The following is a 17101-nucleotide window of genomic DNA, read 5'->3' as shown; positions in this document are numbered from 1 at the left end:
CACCCCGGCCCCCGAGCCGGGGTCCCGCTCCCTTGCGACGGTCGCGAAGAAGCGGGACCCCGGGTCAAGCCCCGGGTGACGGCGGCATCTGGGGCCATGTTTTTTCGAGAAGGCGTGCTTTCGCGCTGCTGGCGTTCGCGGGCGTGGTCGCGCTCGCCCTGGCCGCGCTGTTGCTTCTGCCGCGGACCGCCGAGGCCGATCCCGCGCTCGCCCGCCGCCAGCTCGCCAAGGCGCTCATGCTGTTCGGTCGCGGCGAGGCGACCGCCGCGCGCAGCTGGGCGCTGAAAGCGACGCGCTCCGATCCGAGCTGGGGGCTGGCGCAAGCCGTGCTCGCCCGCGCCTATCTCGCGCTGGGCGAGGGCGCGGCGGCCGAAGCCGCGCTCGATCGCGCCAAGGGGGCGGGGTTCGATCCCGCCAAGCTCCATCAGCTCCGCGCCGAGGCGCTGCTGCTCCAGGGCAGCCCCGATCGCGCGCTGAAGGAGGCGGCGAAGGCGCCCGACACCTATGGCGCCTATGCGCTGCGCGTCGCCGCGCGCGCGCTCGCCGCCAAGGGCGCGCTCCCCCAGGCGCAGGCGCTGCTCGCCGAGGTGCTGGAGGCCGCCGATGGCAAGGATGCGCGCGGCTGGACCGATCTCGGCCGGGTGCGGCTCCAGACCGGCGATGTCGGTGGCGCCATCACCGCCACGGCCCGCGCGCTGGCGCTCGCCCCGCGTGATCCCGATGCGCTCGCGATCAAGGCGGAGCTGGTGCGCGGCCAATATGGCCTGATCGCCGCGCTCCCCTGGTACGAAGCGGCGCTGAAGGTCGATCCGTGGCGGCACGACATCCTGATCGACTATGCGGCGACGCTGGGCGATGCCGGACGCTACCAGGCGATGCTCGCCGCCACGCGCCGCGCGCTGGAGGCGCGCCCGGGCAGTCCGCGCGCGCTCTACCTGCAAGCGGTGCTCGCCGCGCGCGCGGGCAATAACGAACTGGCGCGCGCGCTGCTGCAAAAGAGCGGCGGCGGGCTCGATGGCCAGCCGGGGCCGCTGCTGCTCGCCGGCATTCTCGATTTCGCCGATGGCGCGACCCAGCAGGCGATCGAGAAATGGCGCGCGGTCGTCGGCATGGCGCCGATGAACCTGCCCGCGCGCCGGCTGCTCGGCGCGGCGCTGCTCGACAGCGGCGACACGCAGGGCGCGCTCGCCACGTTGCGCCCGCTCGCGCTGCGCGCCGATGCCGACAGCTACAGCCTGATGCTCGTCGCGCGCGCGTTCGAGGCGCAGGGCGAGCGCGACTGGGCGGCGACCTATCTCGATCGCGCCGCGCTGCCGGTGAGCGCCCCGGCGCTGCAATTCGGCACCGACGACCCGCTCGCGACGCTGCGCCAGGCCGCCGAGCGCGCGCCGGGCGATCCGGTGGTGCAGGTGGAGGCGCTGCGCGGCGAATTGTTCAAGGGTGACAAGGCCGCCGCGCTCACCAAGGCGCGCGATCTCGCCACGCGCTACCCCGGGGTGCCGCAGGCGCATCTGCTGGTCGGCGACGTGCTGATGAGCCTCGGCAAGCCCGCCGATGCCGCCACCGCTTATGCCCGTGCCGCCAGCCTGCGCTTCGACGAGCCGACGATGCTGCGCTCGGTCGAAGCGCTGGTCGCGATGCGCGCGGCGGACAAGGCCGCGACCGTCGCCGCGCTGTTCCTGGCGCAGCATCCGGGCAACATCGCCGCGCGCCGGCTGGTCGCGCACTGGCAGCTCGCCGCCGAGGATTGGGATGCCGCGATCGACAGCCTGGAGGGGTTGCGCGACGAGCTTGGCAACCGCGACGCGGCGCTGCTCGCTGAACTCGCGCTCGCTTATGCCGGCGACGATCAGGACGATGTCGCCGAGCTCTATGCCGCCGCCGCCTACCGCCTGCAGCCGATGAACCCGGCGGTGGCCGATGCCTATGGCTGGGTGCTGTTCCAGGGCGAGGCGCTGCCGCAGGCGACCGAGCTGCTGCGCAAGGCGGCCGCGCTCGCGCCGGGCGAGACCGGCATCGCCTGGCACCTCGCCCAGGCGGAGGCGGCGAGCGGCGCGCGGGCCGAGGCGAGCAAGCGGATCGCGGCGCTGCTCGCCAAGCCCGGCTTCGCCGATCGCGCCGGGGCCGCCGCGCTGCTCGCGACGCTACGGCGCGGCTGAGCGGCGACTGGCCGCGAAACCAGGCCAACGAGGCTCAAAACACCCCAACGCGATTTGACAAAGTCGCGACCGTAACGCGGTGATGCTACAAGGGAGCATGGGCCGCATCATCGAAACCGATCTTGCCGCGACGTTCGCGCCGTGGCTGCCGCGCTGGCTCGGCGCGATCGGGGTCGGCTTGATCTGCGCGGGGATCGCCGGGCTGGTGCGGATCGCGCTCGATCTTGCCTTGCCGGGGGTGGTGCCGTTCGCGCTGATCCCGCCGGCGGTGATGGTCGCGACGCTGGCCGGGGGCGGGCTGGCGGGGCTGGTGACTCTGGTCGTCGCGACCTGCTTCACCTGGCTGGTGCTGGTGCCGCGTTATTCCACGCTGCTGCTGCCCGATCCGCATTGGGGCGCGACGATGATCGTGGTCGTGCTTTCGGGCCTGGTGACCTTGGCGCTCGCCGACGTTTTCCGCCGCGCGGTGCGCGCCGCCGCGCGGGAGCGCGACCGCCAGATCGCCGAGCGCGACCTGTTCCTCGCCGAGTTCGAGCACCGGGTGAAGAACAACTTCGCCGTGGTCGCGAGCCTGCTGGAACTGCAGAAGCGCGGCGCCGATCCGGCCACGGCGGCGGCGCTTTCGGCGGCGCTCGCGCGGGTGGAAAGCATCGCCCGCGCTCACCGCCACCTCTATCGCGGCACGCCGGGGGTGGAGGCGGTGCAGATCGCCGATTATCTGAACGAACTCTGCCAGGCGCTGGGCCGCGCGCTGGTGCTGGGGGACCGCATCCGCATCAGCTGTTCGGCGGACGCGGCGCAGCTGCCGCGCGACCGGGCGGTATCGATCGGGTTGATCGTCAACGAACTCGTCACCAACGCGGCGAAGCACGCCTTCGAGGGGCGCGACCACGGCGAGATCATGGTCGGCTTCTCCACCGTCTCTGGCGGCTGGCTCCTGAGCGTCGCGGATAACGGCACCGGCTTCGCCCCGCGCGACCCCGAGGAGCGGCGCGAGGGCGGGCTCGGCACGCGGCTGGTCGAAGCCTTCGCCCGCCAGGCACGCGGCACGGTGCAGGTGGAAACCGGCGCCCAGGGCACCCGGACGGTGATCGCGATGGAGGCGTGAGGGATCAGCTGAAGCTGTCGTCCAGCCGCCGGATATCACGCGCGCCGTGCAACACGCGGACCACCTCGATCACGTCATCGATGATCCGGTAGTAAACGACGTAGACGCCGACATTGACACCGCGAATGTTGATGCCGGCGTCGGGGCGAAGGGCGCCGCTTGCAGGAAAATCGGCAACCCTATCGAGCGCCTTGGCGATACGCTCCACCATCCGGTCGGCGGCTGGCAAATTGTCTTGCGCAATGAAGGCAAAGATCGCGTCGACGTCCGCGATCGCTTCGGGCAGGCGCCTGATCTTCATTGTTCGGCGGCGCGAAGCTCTGCCAGTTTGGCGCGACCGCGCCGCTTGATGTCCTCGACGTCGAAGTTGCCCTCGACTGCCGGCCCGCTATCCAGCCCCTCCTGGATCAACCGGCGGAGTTCGGCGATCTCGTCGTCGCGCAAGCGGCGCTGGCGCTGCCATTGGTTCAGCGCCTCGCGCACGATCTCGCCCGTCGTCGGGTAATCGCCGCGCTCGACCGCGGCATCGAGCGCGGCGGCGAGCTCTTCGCTCAAGGCGACGGTGATCTTGCGGAAACCGGTCATCCCAAGGCTCCTTCGACGGTATCGGTAGCAGCGCCGCCCGGGCGCGTCACGCCCCTTCCACCAACTCCGCCAGTTCCAGCCAGCGCAGTTCCGCTGCTTCCTTCTCCGCGCGGGCGGCGGCGATGGCGTCGGTCAGCGCCGCGAACTTCTTCGGATCGCGCGCGTAGAGCGCGGGGTCGGCGAGCGCCGCCTCGTCGCGGGCGATGGCGGCGTCGAGCGCCTCGATCCGCGCCGGCAGCAGATCATAATCGCGCTGATCCTTGTAGCTCAGCTTCACCCGCGCCGGCGGGGGTGGCGGCGGCGCGGCGGGCGCTGCCTTGGGCGACGCCCGCTTGGCGGCGGGGGCGGCGCGGCGTTTCGCCTCCCAATCGGCATAGCCGCCGGCGATCACATCGACATGGCCCGAGCCATCCAAGCCCAGCGTCACCGTCACCGTGCGGTCGAGGAAATCGCGGTCGTGGCTGACGATCAGCACCGTGCCTTCATAATCCGCGATCACTTCCTGGAGCAGATCGAGCGTTTCCAGATCGAGATCGTTGGTCGGTTCGTCGAGCACCAGCAGGTTCGATCGCCGGGCGAATTCGCGCGCGAGCAACAGCCGCGAGCGCTCGCCGCCCGACAGCGTGCCGACCTTCGCGTCGGCCAGGTTCGGATCGAACAGGAATTCCTTCAGATAGCCGGCGACATGCTTCTTGGTGCCCAGCACCTCGATCCAGTCGCCGCCGTCCGCCAGCACGTCGCGCACGCGCTTTTCGGGCGCCATCAGCGTGCGTTGCTGGTCGATCACCACCCCGCTCAGCGTCTTGGCGAGGCCCACTCGTCCTTCATCGGGGGCGAGTTCGCCGGTGAGCAGGCGGAGCAGCGTCGTCTTGCCCGCGCCGTTCCTACCGACAATGCCGATCCGGTCGCCGCGCTGCACCCGCAGCGAAAAGTCGCGGATGATGGTGCGCTCGCCGAACCGCTTGGTGACATGCTCGGCGTCGATCACGGTCTTGGTCTTCACGTCATCGGCGGCGGTGGTGAGCGCGGCGGCGCCTTGCGGCCCCAGCATCGCCGCGCGCGCAGCGCGCATTTCCTTCAGCTTCGCCAGCCGGCCCTGGTTGCGCCGCCGCCGCCCGGTAACGCCGCGCAGCAGCCAATGCTCCTCGATCTTCAGCTTCGCGTCGAGCCGCTCGGCGGCGCGGATTTCCTCGGCGTACACCTGCTCGGTCCACGCCTCGAACCCGCCGAAACCGATCTCGCTGCGCCGCAACGCCCCGCGATCGAGCCACAAGGTCTGCCGGGTGAGGTTGGTGAGGAACGCGCGGTCGTGGCTGATGGTGATGAACGCCCCGGTGAAGCGCCCCAGCCAGCCTTCGAGCCAATCGATCGCGCCGATATCGAGATGGTTGGTCGGCTCGTCGAGCAGCAGCACATCGGGCTCCTGCGCCAGCGCGCGCACGATCGCCGCGCGCCGCCGCTCGCCGCCCGAGGCGGTGGCGGCATCACGGGCAAGATCGATGCCGAGCTGATCGGCGATCGCCTCCGCCTCGTGCCGGGCGGGCGCATCGGCGCCGCCGAGCACGAAATCGAGCAGCGTGGCGCACCCGGCGACGCTGGGGTCCTGCTCGAGCAGTACCACGCGCACCCCCGGCTGGATGGTCCGCCGCCCTTCATCGGCCTCGATCCGCCCGGCGATGAGCTTGAGGAGCGTCGTCTTGCCCGCGCCGTTGCGCCCGATCAGCGCGAGCCGATCGCGCGCGCCGATATGCAGATCGAGACCGCGGAACAGCCACCCCGCGTCCTGGACGAGGCCGAGATTTTCATAGGAAAGAACAGGAGCCGCCATGCCCGCCCGGTTAGGGGGCCGCCGACGCGGCGGCAAGGGCACCATTCATTGGCTATTCAATGCGCCCCCGCTACAGCAGCGTGAATGAGGTATCGCTTGATCCTGGCCATCGCGACCGCGCTTGCCGGCATGAATGCCCCCGCGCGCGCCGATCTTCAGCGCGGCGAGCGGCAGGAGGTGTTCAGCCAGATGCGCGCCGGCCGGCTGCTTCCGTTGCGCGACATCGAGCGGCGGGTGGTGCCCACCATGTCGGGCGCGCAATATCTGGGCTTTGATTTCGACGCGGGCAGCGGGATTTACACGCTCAAATTCCTGCGCAATGGAAATGTGATCTGGGTCGAGGTCGATGGCCATTCCGGCAACATCCTCGGCCGTAGCGGCGAATGACCAGGGCGGGGGAGCGGCGATGCGCGTGCTGATCGTGGAAGACGAACCGAGCCTGGGCCAGCAGTTGAAGAACACGCTGGAGGGCGCGGGTTATGCCGTCGACCTCGCGACCGATGGCGAGGAGGGGCATTTCCTCGGCACGACCGAAAGCTATGACGCGGTGGTGCTCGATCTTGGCCTGCCCGAGATTGACGGGCTGACCGTGCTCGATCGCTGGCGGCGCGAGGGGCGGGTGATGCCGGTGCTGGTGCTCACCGCGCGGGACAGCTGGTCGGACAAGGTGGCGGGGCTCGACGCGGGCGCCGACGATTATGTCGCCAAACCCTTCCAGTCGGAGGAATTGATCGCCCGGCTGCGCGCGCTGATCCGCCGCGCCTCGGGCAATGCCTCGTCCGAGCTGACCGCGGGCGATGTCCGGCTCGATACCCGTTCGGGCAAGGTCACCAAGGCGGGCGAGCCGGTGAAGCTCACCGCGCAGGAATATAAGCTCTTGAGCTATCTGCTCCATCACAAGGGCAAGGTGGTGAGCCGTACCGAGCTGATCGAGCATATCTACGACCAGGATTTCGATCGCGATTCGAACACGATCGAAGTGTTCGTCACCCGCATCCGCAAGAAATTGGGGCAGGATGTCATCACCACGATCCGCGGGCTCGGCTACAGCCTAGAGGAGCCGCATGGCTGACGCGCCCGCCCCGGCCGAACGCACCGCCGGGGGGGACGCGCGGGCACCGGCGCCGCCGCGACTGGGCACCGGCTCGCTCAGCCGGCGGATGATCCTGATCGCGGGCGTCTGGATTTCGCTGCTGCTGGCGGGCGGTGGGTGGGCGCTCGACCGGGTGCTGACCAACGCGGTCGTCCAGAATTTCGACAGCCAGCTCGAATATGTCCTTAACTCGGCGCTGATCGTGTCGGCCGAGATCGATTCGGACGGGCAGGTGCTGTTCACCCGCGAACCCGCCGACCAGCGCTTCCTGGAGCCCTATTCGGGACTCTATTGGCAGGTGAGCGCGCCGGGGCATGAAGCGTTCCCCTCGCGCTCGCTCTGGGATCGCCGGCTCGCTTATGGCGACAAGCACAACGACCTGGGCGTCCATTTCTATTTCAGCGACCAGTTCCCGAATGAACCGCTGCGCATCGTCGAGCGCGACGTCAAGCTGCCGGGGTCGCCGGTGCGCTGGCGCTTCCAGGTGGCGCAAAGCCGCGAGGGGCTCGACGCGCAGGTCAATGCGATCCGCCGTATCCTGGGGGCGAGTTTCGCGTTGCTCGGGCTGGGGCTGATCGTGCTCGCCGCGCTCCAGACCGTCTATGGCCTGCGTCCCTTGCGCCGGGTGCGCGAGGAGATCGCCCGGCTGCGCGCGGGCGCCGGCCAGCGGATCGACGCGGCGATGCCGCGCGAGGTGATGCCGCTGGTCGAGGAACTGAACGGCCTGATCGAGCATAACGAGCGCCAGGCCGAGGAAGCCCGGCGCCACGCCGGCAACCTGGCGCACGCGCTCAAGACCCCGCTCACCGTGATCATGAACGCGGCGACGGCGCACGCCGACGATCTGGCGCCGACCGTGATCCGCGAGGCGACGACGATGCGCCGCCAGGTCGATCACCACCTCGCCCGCGCCCGCGCGGTCGGGCGGCGGGGCCATGCGCACAGCCGGGCGGCGGTGTGGCCAAGCCTGGAATCGGTCGAGCGCGCGGTGTCGCGGCTCTATCCGCAGGTTCGCTTCGATACCGATGGCGCGAAGGATTTGTGGGTGCATGTCGAGCGGCAGGACTTGGACGAACTGCTCGGCAACCTGATCGAGAACGCCGCCAAATATGGCGGTGGCAGCGTGTTCGTGACGGTGCGCGCGGTGGACCGCTTCGTCGAAATCCTGGTCGAGGATGACGGGCCGGGCATCCCGCCGGCCGAGCGCGGCCGGCTGTTCGATCGCGGCGCGCGGCTCGATACCGGCAAGCCCGGCACCGGCCTCGGCCTCGCGATCGTGCGCGACGTGGCGGAAATCTATGAGGGCGCGGTGACGCTCGACGAGAGCGAGGATCTGGGCGGGCTGTGCGCGCGGCTGCTGCTGCCGGCGGCGAGCGCGGGATGAGCGCCAGCGCCGGGTCGCTGCGCCGATCTTGCCGCGACTGATTTGCGGGCGTAAAACGCAATGATGCGCTGGCTTGCAGCCCTGCTGGTCCTTCTGCCCCTGCCGGCGAGCGGGCAAGACCCCGGCGCGCCGCCGGGCACCGAGCCGGCGAGCGCCCAACCCCCGGCGCCAACCGCCGATGAGGTGCTCGCGCTCGGCCAGGACGCGCCCGGACGGATGACGGTGCCGGTCAAGATCGGCAGCCAAGGCCCCTATCCCTTCACCATCGACACCGGCGCCGAGCGGACCGTGATCTCGCGCGAGCTCGCCAGCCTGCTCGCGCTACCGCCGGGGCGGCGGGTGCGGCTGACGGCGATGGTCGGCACCAGCGATGTCGACACCGTGCGCATCCCCAAGCTCACCATGAGCAGCGTCAGCGGCGAACAGATCGAGGCGCCCTCGCTGGAAGGGCGCGATTTGGGCGCGCCCGGGCTGCTCGGGCTCGATTCGCTGAAGGGCCACGCGGTCTCGATCGATTTCGAGCGCGGCCAGATGAGCGTGCGCCCATCGCGCAAGCGCTTCCGCCAATATGATGCCGAGCCGGGCGAGATCGTCGTCCAGGCCAAGAGCCTGCTCGGCCAGCTGATCGTGACCGATGCGAGCTATCGCGGGCACACGGTGCGGGTGGTGCTCGATACCGGATCGGCGCTGTCGATGGGCAATTCGGCGCTGCGTGCGCGCGCGCTCAAGCGCCGCGAGACGCTCACCCCGGTCACGGTGACGGCGGTGACGGGGGCGACGCTCAAGGCCGATTATACCCAGATCGGCGCGGTGCGGTTCGGGACGGTGACGTTCGAGAATCTGCCGGTCGCGTTCGCCGATGCGGCGCCGTTCAAGCGGCTGGGGCTGGACGACAAGCCCGCCTTGCTGCTCGGCATGGACGCGCTTCGGCTATTTCGGCGGGTCGATATCGACTTCTCAAACCGCGAAGTGCGGCTGCTGCTGCCGCGCTGAGCGTGCCGCGCGGTTCAGCCCTGCTTGCGCCCGCGCGGCGGGCCGAGCAGCGCGGGCTCGAAGATCAGCGCGCATACCAATGTCCAGGCGAGCGAGATCATCAGGATCTTGCCCATGCTCGCCGTGCCCGGATGGCGCGAGAGCCATAGCGCGCCGAACGCGCTGCCGGTCGCGAGCGCGGAGAACAGCACCGCGCGCGCGAGGCTCGATTGCAGCAGGTCGGTCGCGCCGCCGCGCCACGCCATCACGAAATAGATGTGGAAGGCGACGCCCACCCCGAACAGCAGCGGGAAGGCGATGATGTTGGCGAAGTTGATCGGCTGCCCGATCAGCACGCAGGTGCCGAGCGTCAGGAAGCCCGAGAGCACCACCGGCGCGAGCGTGAACGCCACTTCGCGCCAATCGCGCAGCACCAGCCACAACAGGCAGCTGACCAGCGCCAACGCGATGATCCCGGCCTGGACGAAAGCGCGCGCCACCGTCTTGGCGGCTTCCTGGGTCGAAACGGGCAGGCCGGTGAGGTGCGGGGCGATCTCGCGCATCGCGACGACGAAATCAGCGAGCACGCGGTTGTCGTTGCTGTCGCCCTTGGGGAACACCTGCACTTGCGCGGTGCCATCGGCCGCGACCCAATCCTCGGCGATTTCGCGCGGCAGCGTGTCGCGGGTCACCGGCTCGGCCCGCAGCACCGCGCGCGCTTGATCGAGCATCACCGTGAGCGGCGGGATAATCGCCGCGCTCGCCCGGTCGCGCGCGGCGATCGGCGCGGCGGCGAGGCGGGCGAGCGTCTGGCCGAGCGCGGCGGCATGGGCGTTGGCCGACCCCGGCTTGCCGGCGGCGGCCTGGGTGAGCGCGAGCGCCGCCGCCTTCAGCGCGGCGACGGTTTCGCCGTCATCGGGCGGCGGGGCGCTGTCGAACGGGTTGAGCGTCAGGTCGAGCAGCAGCGCCGCGTCCTCGATCAGCGCGAGCTTGGCGCCCTGCTCGGCGGGCACGAAGCTGTCGATCGATACCGCTTGCGCGACCTGGGGCAGCTTTTCGGCGCGCTGCGCCCAGCGGGCGGCGTCGTCGGCGTCTTTCGCCAGCACATAGATGGTATTGGGGGTGCGCAGCGGATCGCGCATCAAGTCGGCGAGTGCGTGCATCGCCGGCCCCTTGGGATCGCGCAGGTGGATCGGGTTGAAATCGAACACCACCAGCGGCAGCAGCGCGATGCTGGCGAGCATCGACAGCGCGAACGCCCACAGCACCTGGCGGCGGTTGCTTGCGAGCCAGCGATCGAGCGGCGCGGCCTCCGCGAAGCCCACTTCGCGGCGCGGGCGCCCCGGGTGCATCAGCACCAGCAGCGCGGGCAGCAGCGTGACCGCGAGCACCAGCGCGACGATCATCCCCATGCCGGCGATCGTGCCCAGTTCGGCGATGCCGACATAATAGGTCGGCAGGAACGCGCCGAAGCCGAGGAAGATCGCCCCCGCGGCGAGCGCGAGTGGCGCGCCGAGCGCGCACGCCGCTTCCTTCAGCGCATCGTCGACGCGTCGGCCCGCGAGCCGCTCCTCGTTGAATCGCACGCTCAGCTGGATGCCGAAATCGACGCCGAGCCCCACGAACAACGGGATGAACGCGACCGAGATCAGGTTGAACTGGCCGACCGTGAACAGGCCAAGCCCGGTGGTGATGACGAGCCCCGCGAGTGTCGTCACCACGATCGCGGCGGTGGTCTTCACCGAGCGCGTGGCGAACCACAAGGTGACGAGCATGGCGAGCGCCATCACCAGCCCGACAAAGCCGATATTTTCCTCCAGCGTCGAGAATTCCTCGTCGCTCAACGCCACTTCGCCGGTCACCTGCACGCGGACGCCATGCGCCGCGTCGAGCTGGAGCGCGCGCGCCGCCGCCTCGATCGCCTCGGTCGCGGCGCGGCCGGGCTTCAGATCGGTATAATCGAGCACCGGCCGGGTCAGGATCAGCCGGCGCAGCGGCGGGGTCGGGCCGCCGCCGCTCGCGAACAGGCGCTGCCATGAGAAATAGGCGGGCTTGCCGGCGATGGCGGCGCGCAGCGACTGGTCGAGCGCGACGATCGCGGGATCGGCGTCGTCGAACCGCGCCGCGCCGTTCGACACCCCGGTCGCGACCGTGCCGAGCGCCTGCGCCACCCCGCGCAGCGAGGGATCGGCGGCGAGCGGCCCGAGCAGCGGCTGCGCCTTGATCAGCCCCTGGGTCGTTTCGCGGACTTCGGGAACAGAGCCGAACAACACGCCCTGGCGATCGAACCAGGGGCCGCCATCGGGGCGCTTGACGTTGCGAAAATGCGCCTTGTCGGTCGCCAGCCGCTCGGCGAGCCGCGCGGCGCCGCGCTCGGCGAGTTCGGGGGTCGCGCCGTCGACCAGCACCAGCAGCGATTGCGTCAGCTGCGGAAAGGCACGGTCGACCGCCGCTTCATCGCGGCGCCACTGCACCTTGCTGGAGATGAGCGCGCCGGTATCGGTCGTCATCTCGAAATGGGTCGCGGCGAACCAGGCGCTGAGCGCGGTCAGCAGACCGATCAGCGCGACCAGCATCCAGGGGCGTCCGGCGCTGAACGCGACCGCGCGATAGATGAACTGCTGCGCCGAGCGCACCGTGGCCCCTCAGCTCTGCGCGCCGGTGAAGTAGCGCAGCTTCAGCGCGATGCTCTTGTCATCGTGCAGCTCGAACATCGCCTCTTTCCAGCGCGGCGGGGCGAGCCGGATCGGGGCGTCGTTCGAAAAGCCGACGCCTTCCTTGGGGATGCCGAACAGGCCGCGATCGACGCGGCCGTTGTGATTTTCGTCGAGCGTCGCCTGCACCGCATAGATGCCGGGCTTCAGCCCGTGCAGCACCAGCACCGTGCGCCCTTTCACGGCGGGCACCTCGGATACGATCGGGCAGTCCTTGAGAAACTCTTCCTCGCGGCACAGGTCGATATGGACGACGCCCTTGGCGACGCGGACATTGTCCACCGCCACGGTGAGCGTCAGCCCCCGATCCCCCTCACCGCCGCGCGCACCAAGTGCGGGCGCCGCGAGTGCGACCGCCCCCACGGTCGCCCATGTGAAAAACTTCACGCCCGCGCTTCCTCCTCCACCGCGCCCTCGTTCCACCGCAGCGCCTTCAGCACCTGGTCGACGATGGCATCGGCATCTAGCCCGGCTTCCTTATACTGCAATTCGGGCTTGTCCTGATCCTGGAAGCGATCGGGTAAACGCAGCGTGCGCAGTTTCAGGCCCGCGTCGATCAAGCCGGCGTCGCTCGCATAGGTCAGGACATGCGCGCCGAGCCCGCCGACCGCGCCTTCCTCGATCGTCATCGCCACCTCGTGGCTGGTGAGCAGGCGACGGATCAGCTCCTCGTCGAGCGGCTTGGCGAAGCGAAGATCGGCGACGGTGGTCGACAGCCCGCGCGCCTCGAGCACGTCGGCGGCGCGCAGCGCTTCGGCCAGGCGCGTGCCGAGCGAGAGGATCGCGACCTTCTTGCCCTCGCGCACGATGCGGCCCTTGCCGATCTCCAGCTTCTGCGGAACCTCGGGCAGCGGCACGCCGACGCCATTGCCGCGCGGATAGCGCAGCGCGATCGGGCCATCGTCATACTCGGCCGCGGTGTAGGTCATGTGGACCAGCTCGGCCTCGTCGGCGGCGGCCATCACCACCATGTTGGGCAGGGTGGCGAGGTAGGTGATGTCGAAGCTGCCGGCATGGGTGCAGCCATCGGCGCCGACCAGCCCGGCGCGGTCGATCGCGAAGCGCACCGGCAGGTTCTGGATCGCCACGTCGTGCACCACCTGGTCATAGGCGCGCTGCAGGAAAGTGGAGTAGATCGCGCAGAACGGCCGCATCCCCTGCGCGGCGAGCCCGGCGGCGAAGGTGACCGCGTGCTGCTCGGCGATGCCCACGTCGAACGAGCGGGTGGGGTGCGCCTTGGCGAACTTGTCGACCCCGGTGCCCGAGGGCATCGCGGCGGTGATCGCGACGATGCGCGGATCGCTGTTGGCGAGCGTCGCCAGCGTTTCGCCGAACACATTCTGGTAAGCGGGCGGTCCCGGCGGACCCTTTTGCTGGGCGCCGGTGATCACGTCGAACTTCTGGACGCCGTGATATTTGTCCGCCGCGGCCTCGGCAGGGGCATAGCCCTTGCCCTTCTGGGTCACGACATGGACCAGGATCGGCCCTTCCTCGGCATCGCGCACATTTTCGAGCACGCGGACGAGCTGATCGAGATTATGCCCGTCGATCGGGCCGACATAATAGAAGCCCAGCTCCTCGAACAACGTGCCGCCCATCGCCATGCCGCGGGCGAATTCGTCGGTCTTCTTCAGCCCTTCCGCCAGCGGGCGCGGCAGGCGCTTGGCGACCTTCTTGGCGAAATCGCGGAAGCCCAGGAATTCGCGGCTGGAGACGATGCGCGACAGATAGGCCGACAGGCCGCCGACCGGCGGGGCGATCGACATGTCGTTGTCGTTCAGGATCACGACCAGGCGGTTGCCCGCGTCGGTCGCGTTGTTCATCGCCTCATAGGCCATGCCGGCGGACATCGCGCCGTCGCCGATCACGGCGATGCCCTTGCCGGGCTTGTCATTGAGCTTGTTGGCGATCGCGAAGCCAAGCGCCGCCGAGATCGAGGTCGAGCTGTGCGCCGCGCCGAACGGATCATATTCGCTTTCGGCGCGCTTGGTGAAGCCCGACAGGCCGCCGCCCATGCGCAGCGTGCGGATGCGGTCGCGCCGGCCGGTGATTACCTTGTGCGGATAGCATTGGTGGCCCACGTCCCACACCAGCCGATCCTCGGGGGTGTTGAACACATAATGGATCGCCACCGTCAGCTCGACCACGCCGAGCCCGGAGCCGAGATGGCCCCCGGTGACGCCCACCGCCGAGATCACTTCCTGGCGCAGCTCGTCGGCGAGCTGGGGCAGTTGCTCGGGCGAAAGCTTCCGCAAGTCAGCGGGATAACGCACCTGATCGAGCAACGGAGTCTTAGGTTCAACCGACATTCGCCATCAATTCCCAAAGTTCAAGTGGCGCGCTTTAGCGGATTGGGCACCAAAGGGAAACAGCGTGATGTCCCGCAAGGGGCTGGCGTGGCCGGTTTACAACACTAAGCTGGGGCGATGCCCGCAACCCCCGCCTGGCCGCCGCAATCAACGCCCCGGCTGTTCGTTACGCCCCCGCTCGGCCCGGGTGCCTACACGCTGGAGGGGGCGCAGGCGCATTATCTGGCGCAGGTGATGCGGCTGAAGCCCGGCGCGCCGGTGAAGCTGTTCGACGGGGTGAGCGGCGAATGGCTCGCGGTGGCCGAAAGCATCGGCAAGCGCGCGCTGACGCTCGACGTGCGCGAGCGGTTGCGCGCGGTGGAGGCGGTGCCCGATCTCTGGCTGTGCGTCGCGCCGCTGAAGAAGGGGCGGATCGACTGGGTGGCGGAGAAAGCGAGCGAACTCGGCGTCGCGCGGCTGGTGCCGGTGGTGACGCAGCGTACCGTGGTCGATCGGCTGAACGGCGAGCGGCTTTACGCGCACATGGTCGAGGCCGCCGAGCAGTGCGGTCGCACCGCCGTGCCGGAACTCGCCGAGGCGGTGAAGCTCGCCGCGCTGCTGCGCGATTGGCCGGAGGGGCGTGCGCTGTTCTTCGCCGACGAGACCGGCGGCGCGGCGGCGGCGGCGGCGATGGCCGCGCGCGCCGGGCCGGCGGCGATCCTGATCGGGCCGGAAGGGGGCTTCACCCCCGACGAGCGCGACGCGATCCGGGCGCTGCCGCAGGCGGTGGGGATCGGGCTGGGGCCGCGGATTTTGCGCGCCGATACGGCGGCGGCGGCGGCGACGGCGTTGTGGATGGCGAGTGCTGGGGATTGGGGCGCGGAGAGCCCCGTGCCGATTATTGATTTTTCCCAATAATCGAGTCAGAAGCCGCGCATGGTCGCGGTGCCCTTTTCGCGCGAAGGACAATTGCTCACACTGCTGCTGGGCGGCATCGCCGTCGCGGCGAGCGCGGTCGCGGTTGTTGCCGCCGCGCGCGCGCCGCTCTGGACCGTGGGCGGGACGGCGTTGTGGCTCGCATTGCTGTCGCTGATCGCCGCGCCCGGGCGCCTTGGGTTGACGCGGGGGCGAGCGGCGGTGATCGTCATTGTCGCTGCGCTCGCGATGCGGGTGGCGTCGGTCTATTTCGTCACCGGCGTCGCGCTCGGCGCGGACCCGATGAATTATTCCAACCTCGCCCAGGCGCTGCGCGACGGGCGCGGACTGATCACCGACGATTGGCGCTATGGCCGCGATCTGCGGGCGTTCTTTCCGCCGCTCTATCCGCTGCTGCTCGCCGGCTGGTGGACGCTGTTCGGATCGAGCGCCTGGGCGACGCTGGCGATGACGACGCTGACCGACGCGCTCGCCGCGCGGCTGCTCGCGGGGTTGGGGGAGCGTCTGACCGGGCCGTTGGGGCGCGCCGCCGGGCTGCTCTATTTCGCTTATCCCAGCTTCGCGCTGGCGGCGGCGATCCCGCACAAGGAAGCGCTCACGCTGCTGCTCGGCATCGCGCTGCTTCGCGTGGCGGTGGCGTGGGTGGCGGCGCCGGACGACCGGCTGGCGGCGCTGGGGGGCGCGCTCTGGGGGCTGCTCGCGCTCACCCAGCCGTCGCTCGCGCTGGTGCCGTTCGCGCTCGCGCTGGTGTTGATCGCCGAGCGTGGCTGGCGGGCTACCGTGCGGCTGGGGCTGGTCGCGGGCATCGCGCTCGCGCTGGTGATGAGTCCCTGGTGGCTGCGCAACTGGCTGGTGTTCGATCGCTTCGTGCCGTTCACCACCGCGTCGGGCTTCATGACCAATGTCGCGCTCGGCCGGCTGGGGCTGCCGATCGACCCGGCGCTGTTCGCGCTCGGCGAGCCCGATCGGGCCGCGGCGATGGGACGCGCGGCGCTCGCGCGGATCGCCGAACAGCCGATCGGCTTCCTGCGCGAAAGCGGGCGCGCGCTCGCGGTGGGCTTCGCCTATGAGGAAGCGACGCTCGCGCGCTATCGCCACACCAGCCCGCCCATCGCCCCGGCGCTGCACACGCCGCTGACGGCGCTGTTGCAGATCACCTATCTCACGCTGCTTATCCCGGCGCTTCGGGGAGCCGGGCGCGGCGGGCGGCTGCTGCGGCGGCTGACGCTCGCGCTGCTGATCGCGATTCCGGCGGCCGGGCTCTGGTTCGAATTTGGCGAGCGCCACCGCTATCTGCTGACGCCGCTGGTGATGATCCTGGCGGTCGGCGCGGCGGCATCCGCGCGCCGCCCGGCGGGAAGCATCGGTGCGCTATAGCAGCGCGTGCGCGCGGACCGGGAACGTGCCCATGCCACGAATCTTGGGGGGCACGGCGAAGAAGCGGAAATCCCGGTCGGGCAGTTGCTCAAGCCCGGTCAGATGCTCGCAGATCGGGATGCCCGCGCCGAGCAGGATCGTATGGACCGGGCGGGTGCGGGCGCCCGTGTTGTCGATATTATAGCTATCTATACCAACCAGCGCCGCGCCGCGCTGGGCGAGCAGGCGCGCGGTTTCGGCTTCGAGATAGGGGTGGCCTATGGGATAGCGGTCGGTGCGCCAATGCGCGTCCCAGCCGGTTTGGAACAGCACCGCGTGCCCCGCCACGTCGCGCCCTTCCACCACCGCCGGCCCGATCGCCGCCACGCCCGACGGCATCCGGATCACCAGCCCCGGCAGATCGGCGAGACGATCGAGCGACAAATCAGCCAGGTCGGCCCCATCGGCGAAGCGGTGGAAGGGCGCATCGACATAAGTGCCGGTATTGGCGACCATGTCGATGCGTCCGATCTGGAAGCTGGCGCCGTCGTCGTAATTCTCGGCCGATGCTTCGCGCGTCCAGAAATCGCAGATATGCGGCCCCGGCAGCCCGGCATAGGTGATCATGCCATCTTCGATCAGGTGGCTGAGATCGACAATCCGCCGGGTCATCGCGCC

15 protein-coding genes are annotated in these 17101 nt (G+C 69.9%); 8 read left to right on the top strand and 7 right to left on the bottom strand.

The features are described 5' to 3' along the window. The first annotated feature begins 143 nt into the window (after positions 1-143). Entirely contained in the window at positions 144-2159 is a 2016-nt protein-coding gene (locus K2X73_RS01925; protein WP_294108073.1) for a tetratricopeptide repeat protein, read from the top strand. 97 nt (positions 2160-2256) lie between these two features. Then, positions 2257-3267: a sensor histidine kinase gene (locus K2X73_RS01920; RefSeq protein WP_294108071.1), complete on the top strand. Its 1011-nt coding sequence runs from the start codon at positions 2257-2259 to the stop codon at positions 3265-3267. A 4-nt stretch (positions 3268-3271) separates the two neighbouring features. Here K2X73_RS01920 and K2X73_RS01915 read toward each other — a convergent pair whose 3' ends face one another. The 3 genes from K2X73_RS01915 to K2X73_RS01905 are packed head-to-tail and all read right to left on the bottom strand — an operon-like array spanning position 3272 to position 5680. Continuing rightward, positions 3272-3568: a type II toxin-antitoxin system RelE/ParE family toxin gene (locus K2X73_RS01915; RefSeq protein WP_294108069.1), complete on the bottom strand. Its 297-nt coding sequence runs from the start codon at positions 3566-3568 to the stop codon at positions 3272-3274. Then, positions 3565-3852, bottom strand: coding sequence for a ribbon-helix-helix protein, CopG family (locus K2X73_RS01910; protein WP_294108068.1), 288 nt, complete (start codon positions 3850-3852; stop codon positions 3565-3567). The genes K2X73_RS01915 and K2X73_RS01910 overlap by 4 nt, the downstream gene beginning before the upstream one ends. 46 nt (positions 3853-3898) lie before the next feature. Further along, positions 3899-5680: an ABC-F family ATP-binding cassette domain-containing protein gene (locus tag K2X73_RS01905; RefSeq protein ID WP_294108067.1), complete on the bottom strand. Its 1782-nt coding sequence runs from the start codon at positions 5678-5680 to the stop codon at positions 3899-3901. An 84-nt stretch (positions 5681-5764) separates the two neighbouring features. On the opposite strand from K2X73_RS01905, the gene K2X73_RS01900 reads away from it, so the two are divergent. From K2X73_RS01900 to K2X73_RS01885, 4 genes are all read left to right on the top strand, one after another. Beyond that, positions 5765-6067 carry a hypothetical protein gene (locus K2X73_RS01900; protein WP_294108064.1) on the top strand — a complete coding sequence of 101 codons (303 nt, stop codon included), beginning with the start codon at positions 5765-5767 and terminating at the stop codon, positions 6065-6067. 19 nt (positions 6068-6086) lie between these two features. Beyond that, positions 6087-6752 (top strand): response regulator transcription factor, encoded by a 666-nt coding sequence (locus K2X73_RS01895; protein WP_294108062.1) that lies wholly within the window; start codon positions 6087-6089, stop codon positions 6750-6752. 88 nt (positions 6753-6840) lie between these two features. Next, positions 6841-8157, top strand: a complete 1317-nt coding sequence (locus K2X73_RS01890; protein ID WP_294108213.1) for an ATP-binding protein — start codon at positions 6841-6843, stop codon at positions 8155-8157. Positions 8158-8220: 63 nt separating this feature from the next. Beyond that, complete coding sequence (locus K2X73_RS01885; protein ID WP_294108061.1) at positions 8221-9150, top strand: retroviral-like aspartic protease family protein; 930 nt, start codon at positions 8221-8223, stop codon at positions 9148-9150. Positions 9151-9164: 14 nt separating this feature from the next. Here K2X73_RS01885 and K2X73_RS01880 read toward each other — a convergent pair whose 3' ends face one another. The 3 genes from K2X73_RS01880 to dxs are packed head-to-tail and all read right to left on the bottom strand — an operon-like array spanning position 9165 to position 14152. Beyond that, the gene (locus K2X73_RS01880; RefSeq protein ID WP_294108059.1) at positions 9165-11765 is read right to left on the bottom strand and encodes an MMPL family transporter; all 2601 of its coding nucleotides are present in this window, start codon (positions 11763-11765) and stop codon (positions 9165-9167) included. Between the two features lie 9 nt (positions 11766-11774). After that, positions 11775-12230: a DUF2141 domain-containing protein gene (locus K2X73_RS01875; RefSeq protein WP_294108057.1), complete on the bottom strand. Its 456-nt coding sequence runs from the start codon at positions 12228-12230 to the stop codon at positions 11775-11777. Beyond that, positions 12227-14152 carry a 1-deoxy-D-xylulose-5-phosphate synthase gene (dxs, locus tag K2X73_RS01870; RefSeq protein WP_294108055.1) on the bottom strand — a complete coding sequence of 642 codons (1926 nt, stop codon included), beginning with the start codon at positions 14150-14152 and terminating at the stop codon, positions 12227-12229. The genes K2X73_RS01875 and dxs overlap by 4 nt, the downstream gene beginning before the upstream one ends. A gap of 117 nt (positions 14153-14269) precedes the next feature. Between dxs and K2X73_RS01865 the strand changes: the two genes are divergently transcribed. Then, a complete protein-coding gene (locus K2X73_RS01865) occupies positions 14270-15049 on the top strand; it encodes a 16S rRNA (uracil(1498)-N(3))-methyltransferase (protein ID WP_294108053.1) in 780 nt (259 codons plus the stop codon). A gap of 18 nt (positions 15050-15067) precedes the next feature. Then, positions 15068-16444 (top strand): glycosyltransferase family 39 protein, encoded by a 1377-nt coding sequence (locus K2X73_RS01860; protein ID WP_294108051.1) that lies wholly within the window; start codon positions 15068-15070, stop codon positions 16442-16444. On the opposite strand, the gene K2X73_RS01855 is transcribed toward K2X73_RS01860, so the two are convergent. Further along, positions 16439-17095, bottom strand: coding sequence for a cyclase family protein (locus K2X73_RS01855; RefSeq protein ID WP_294108049.1), 657 nt, complete (start codon positions 17093-17095; stop codon positions 16439-16441). The two genes, K2X73_RS01860 and K2X73_RS01855, sit on opposite strands and share 6 nt — an antisense overlap. Positions 17096-17101 lie beyond the last annotated feature (6 nt).

The sequence above is a fragment of the Sphingomonas sp. genome, from assembly GCF_019746665.1.
Classification (GTDB): Bacteria; Pseudomonadota; Alphaproteobacteria; order Sphingomonadales; family Sphingomonadaceae; genus Sphingomonas.
The sequence above is the reverse complement of the archived record's forward strand: the minus strand, read 5'-3'. Positions and strand labels throughout refer to the sequence as shown.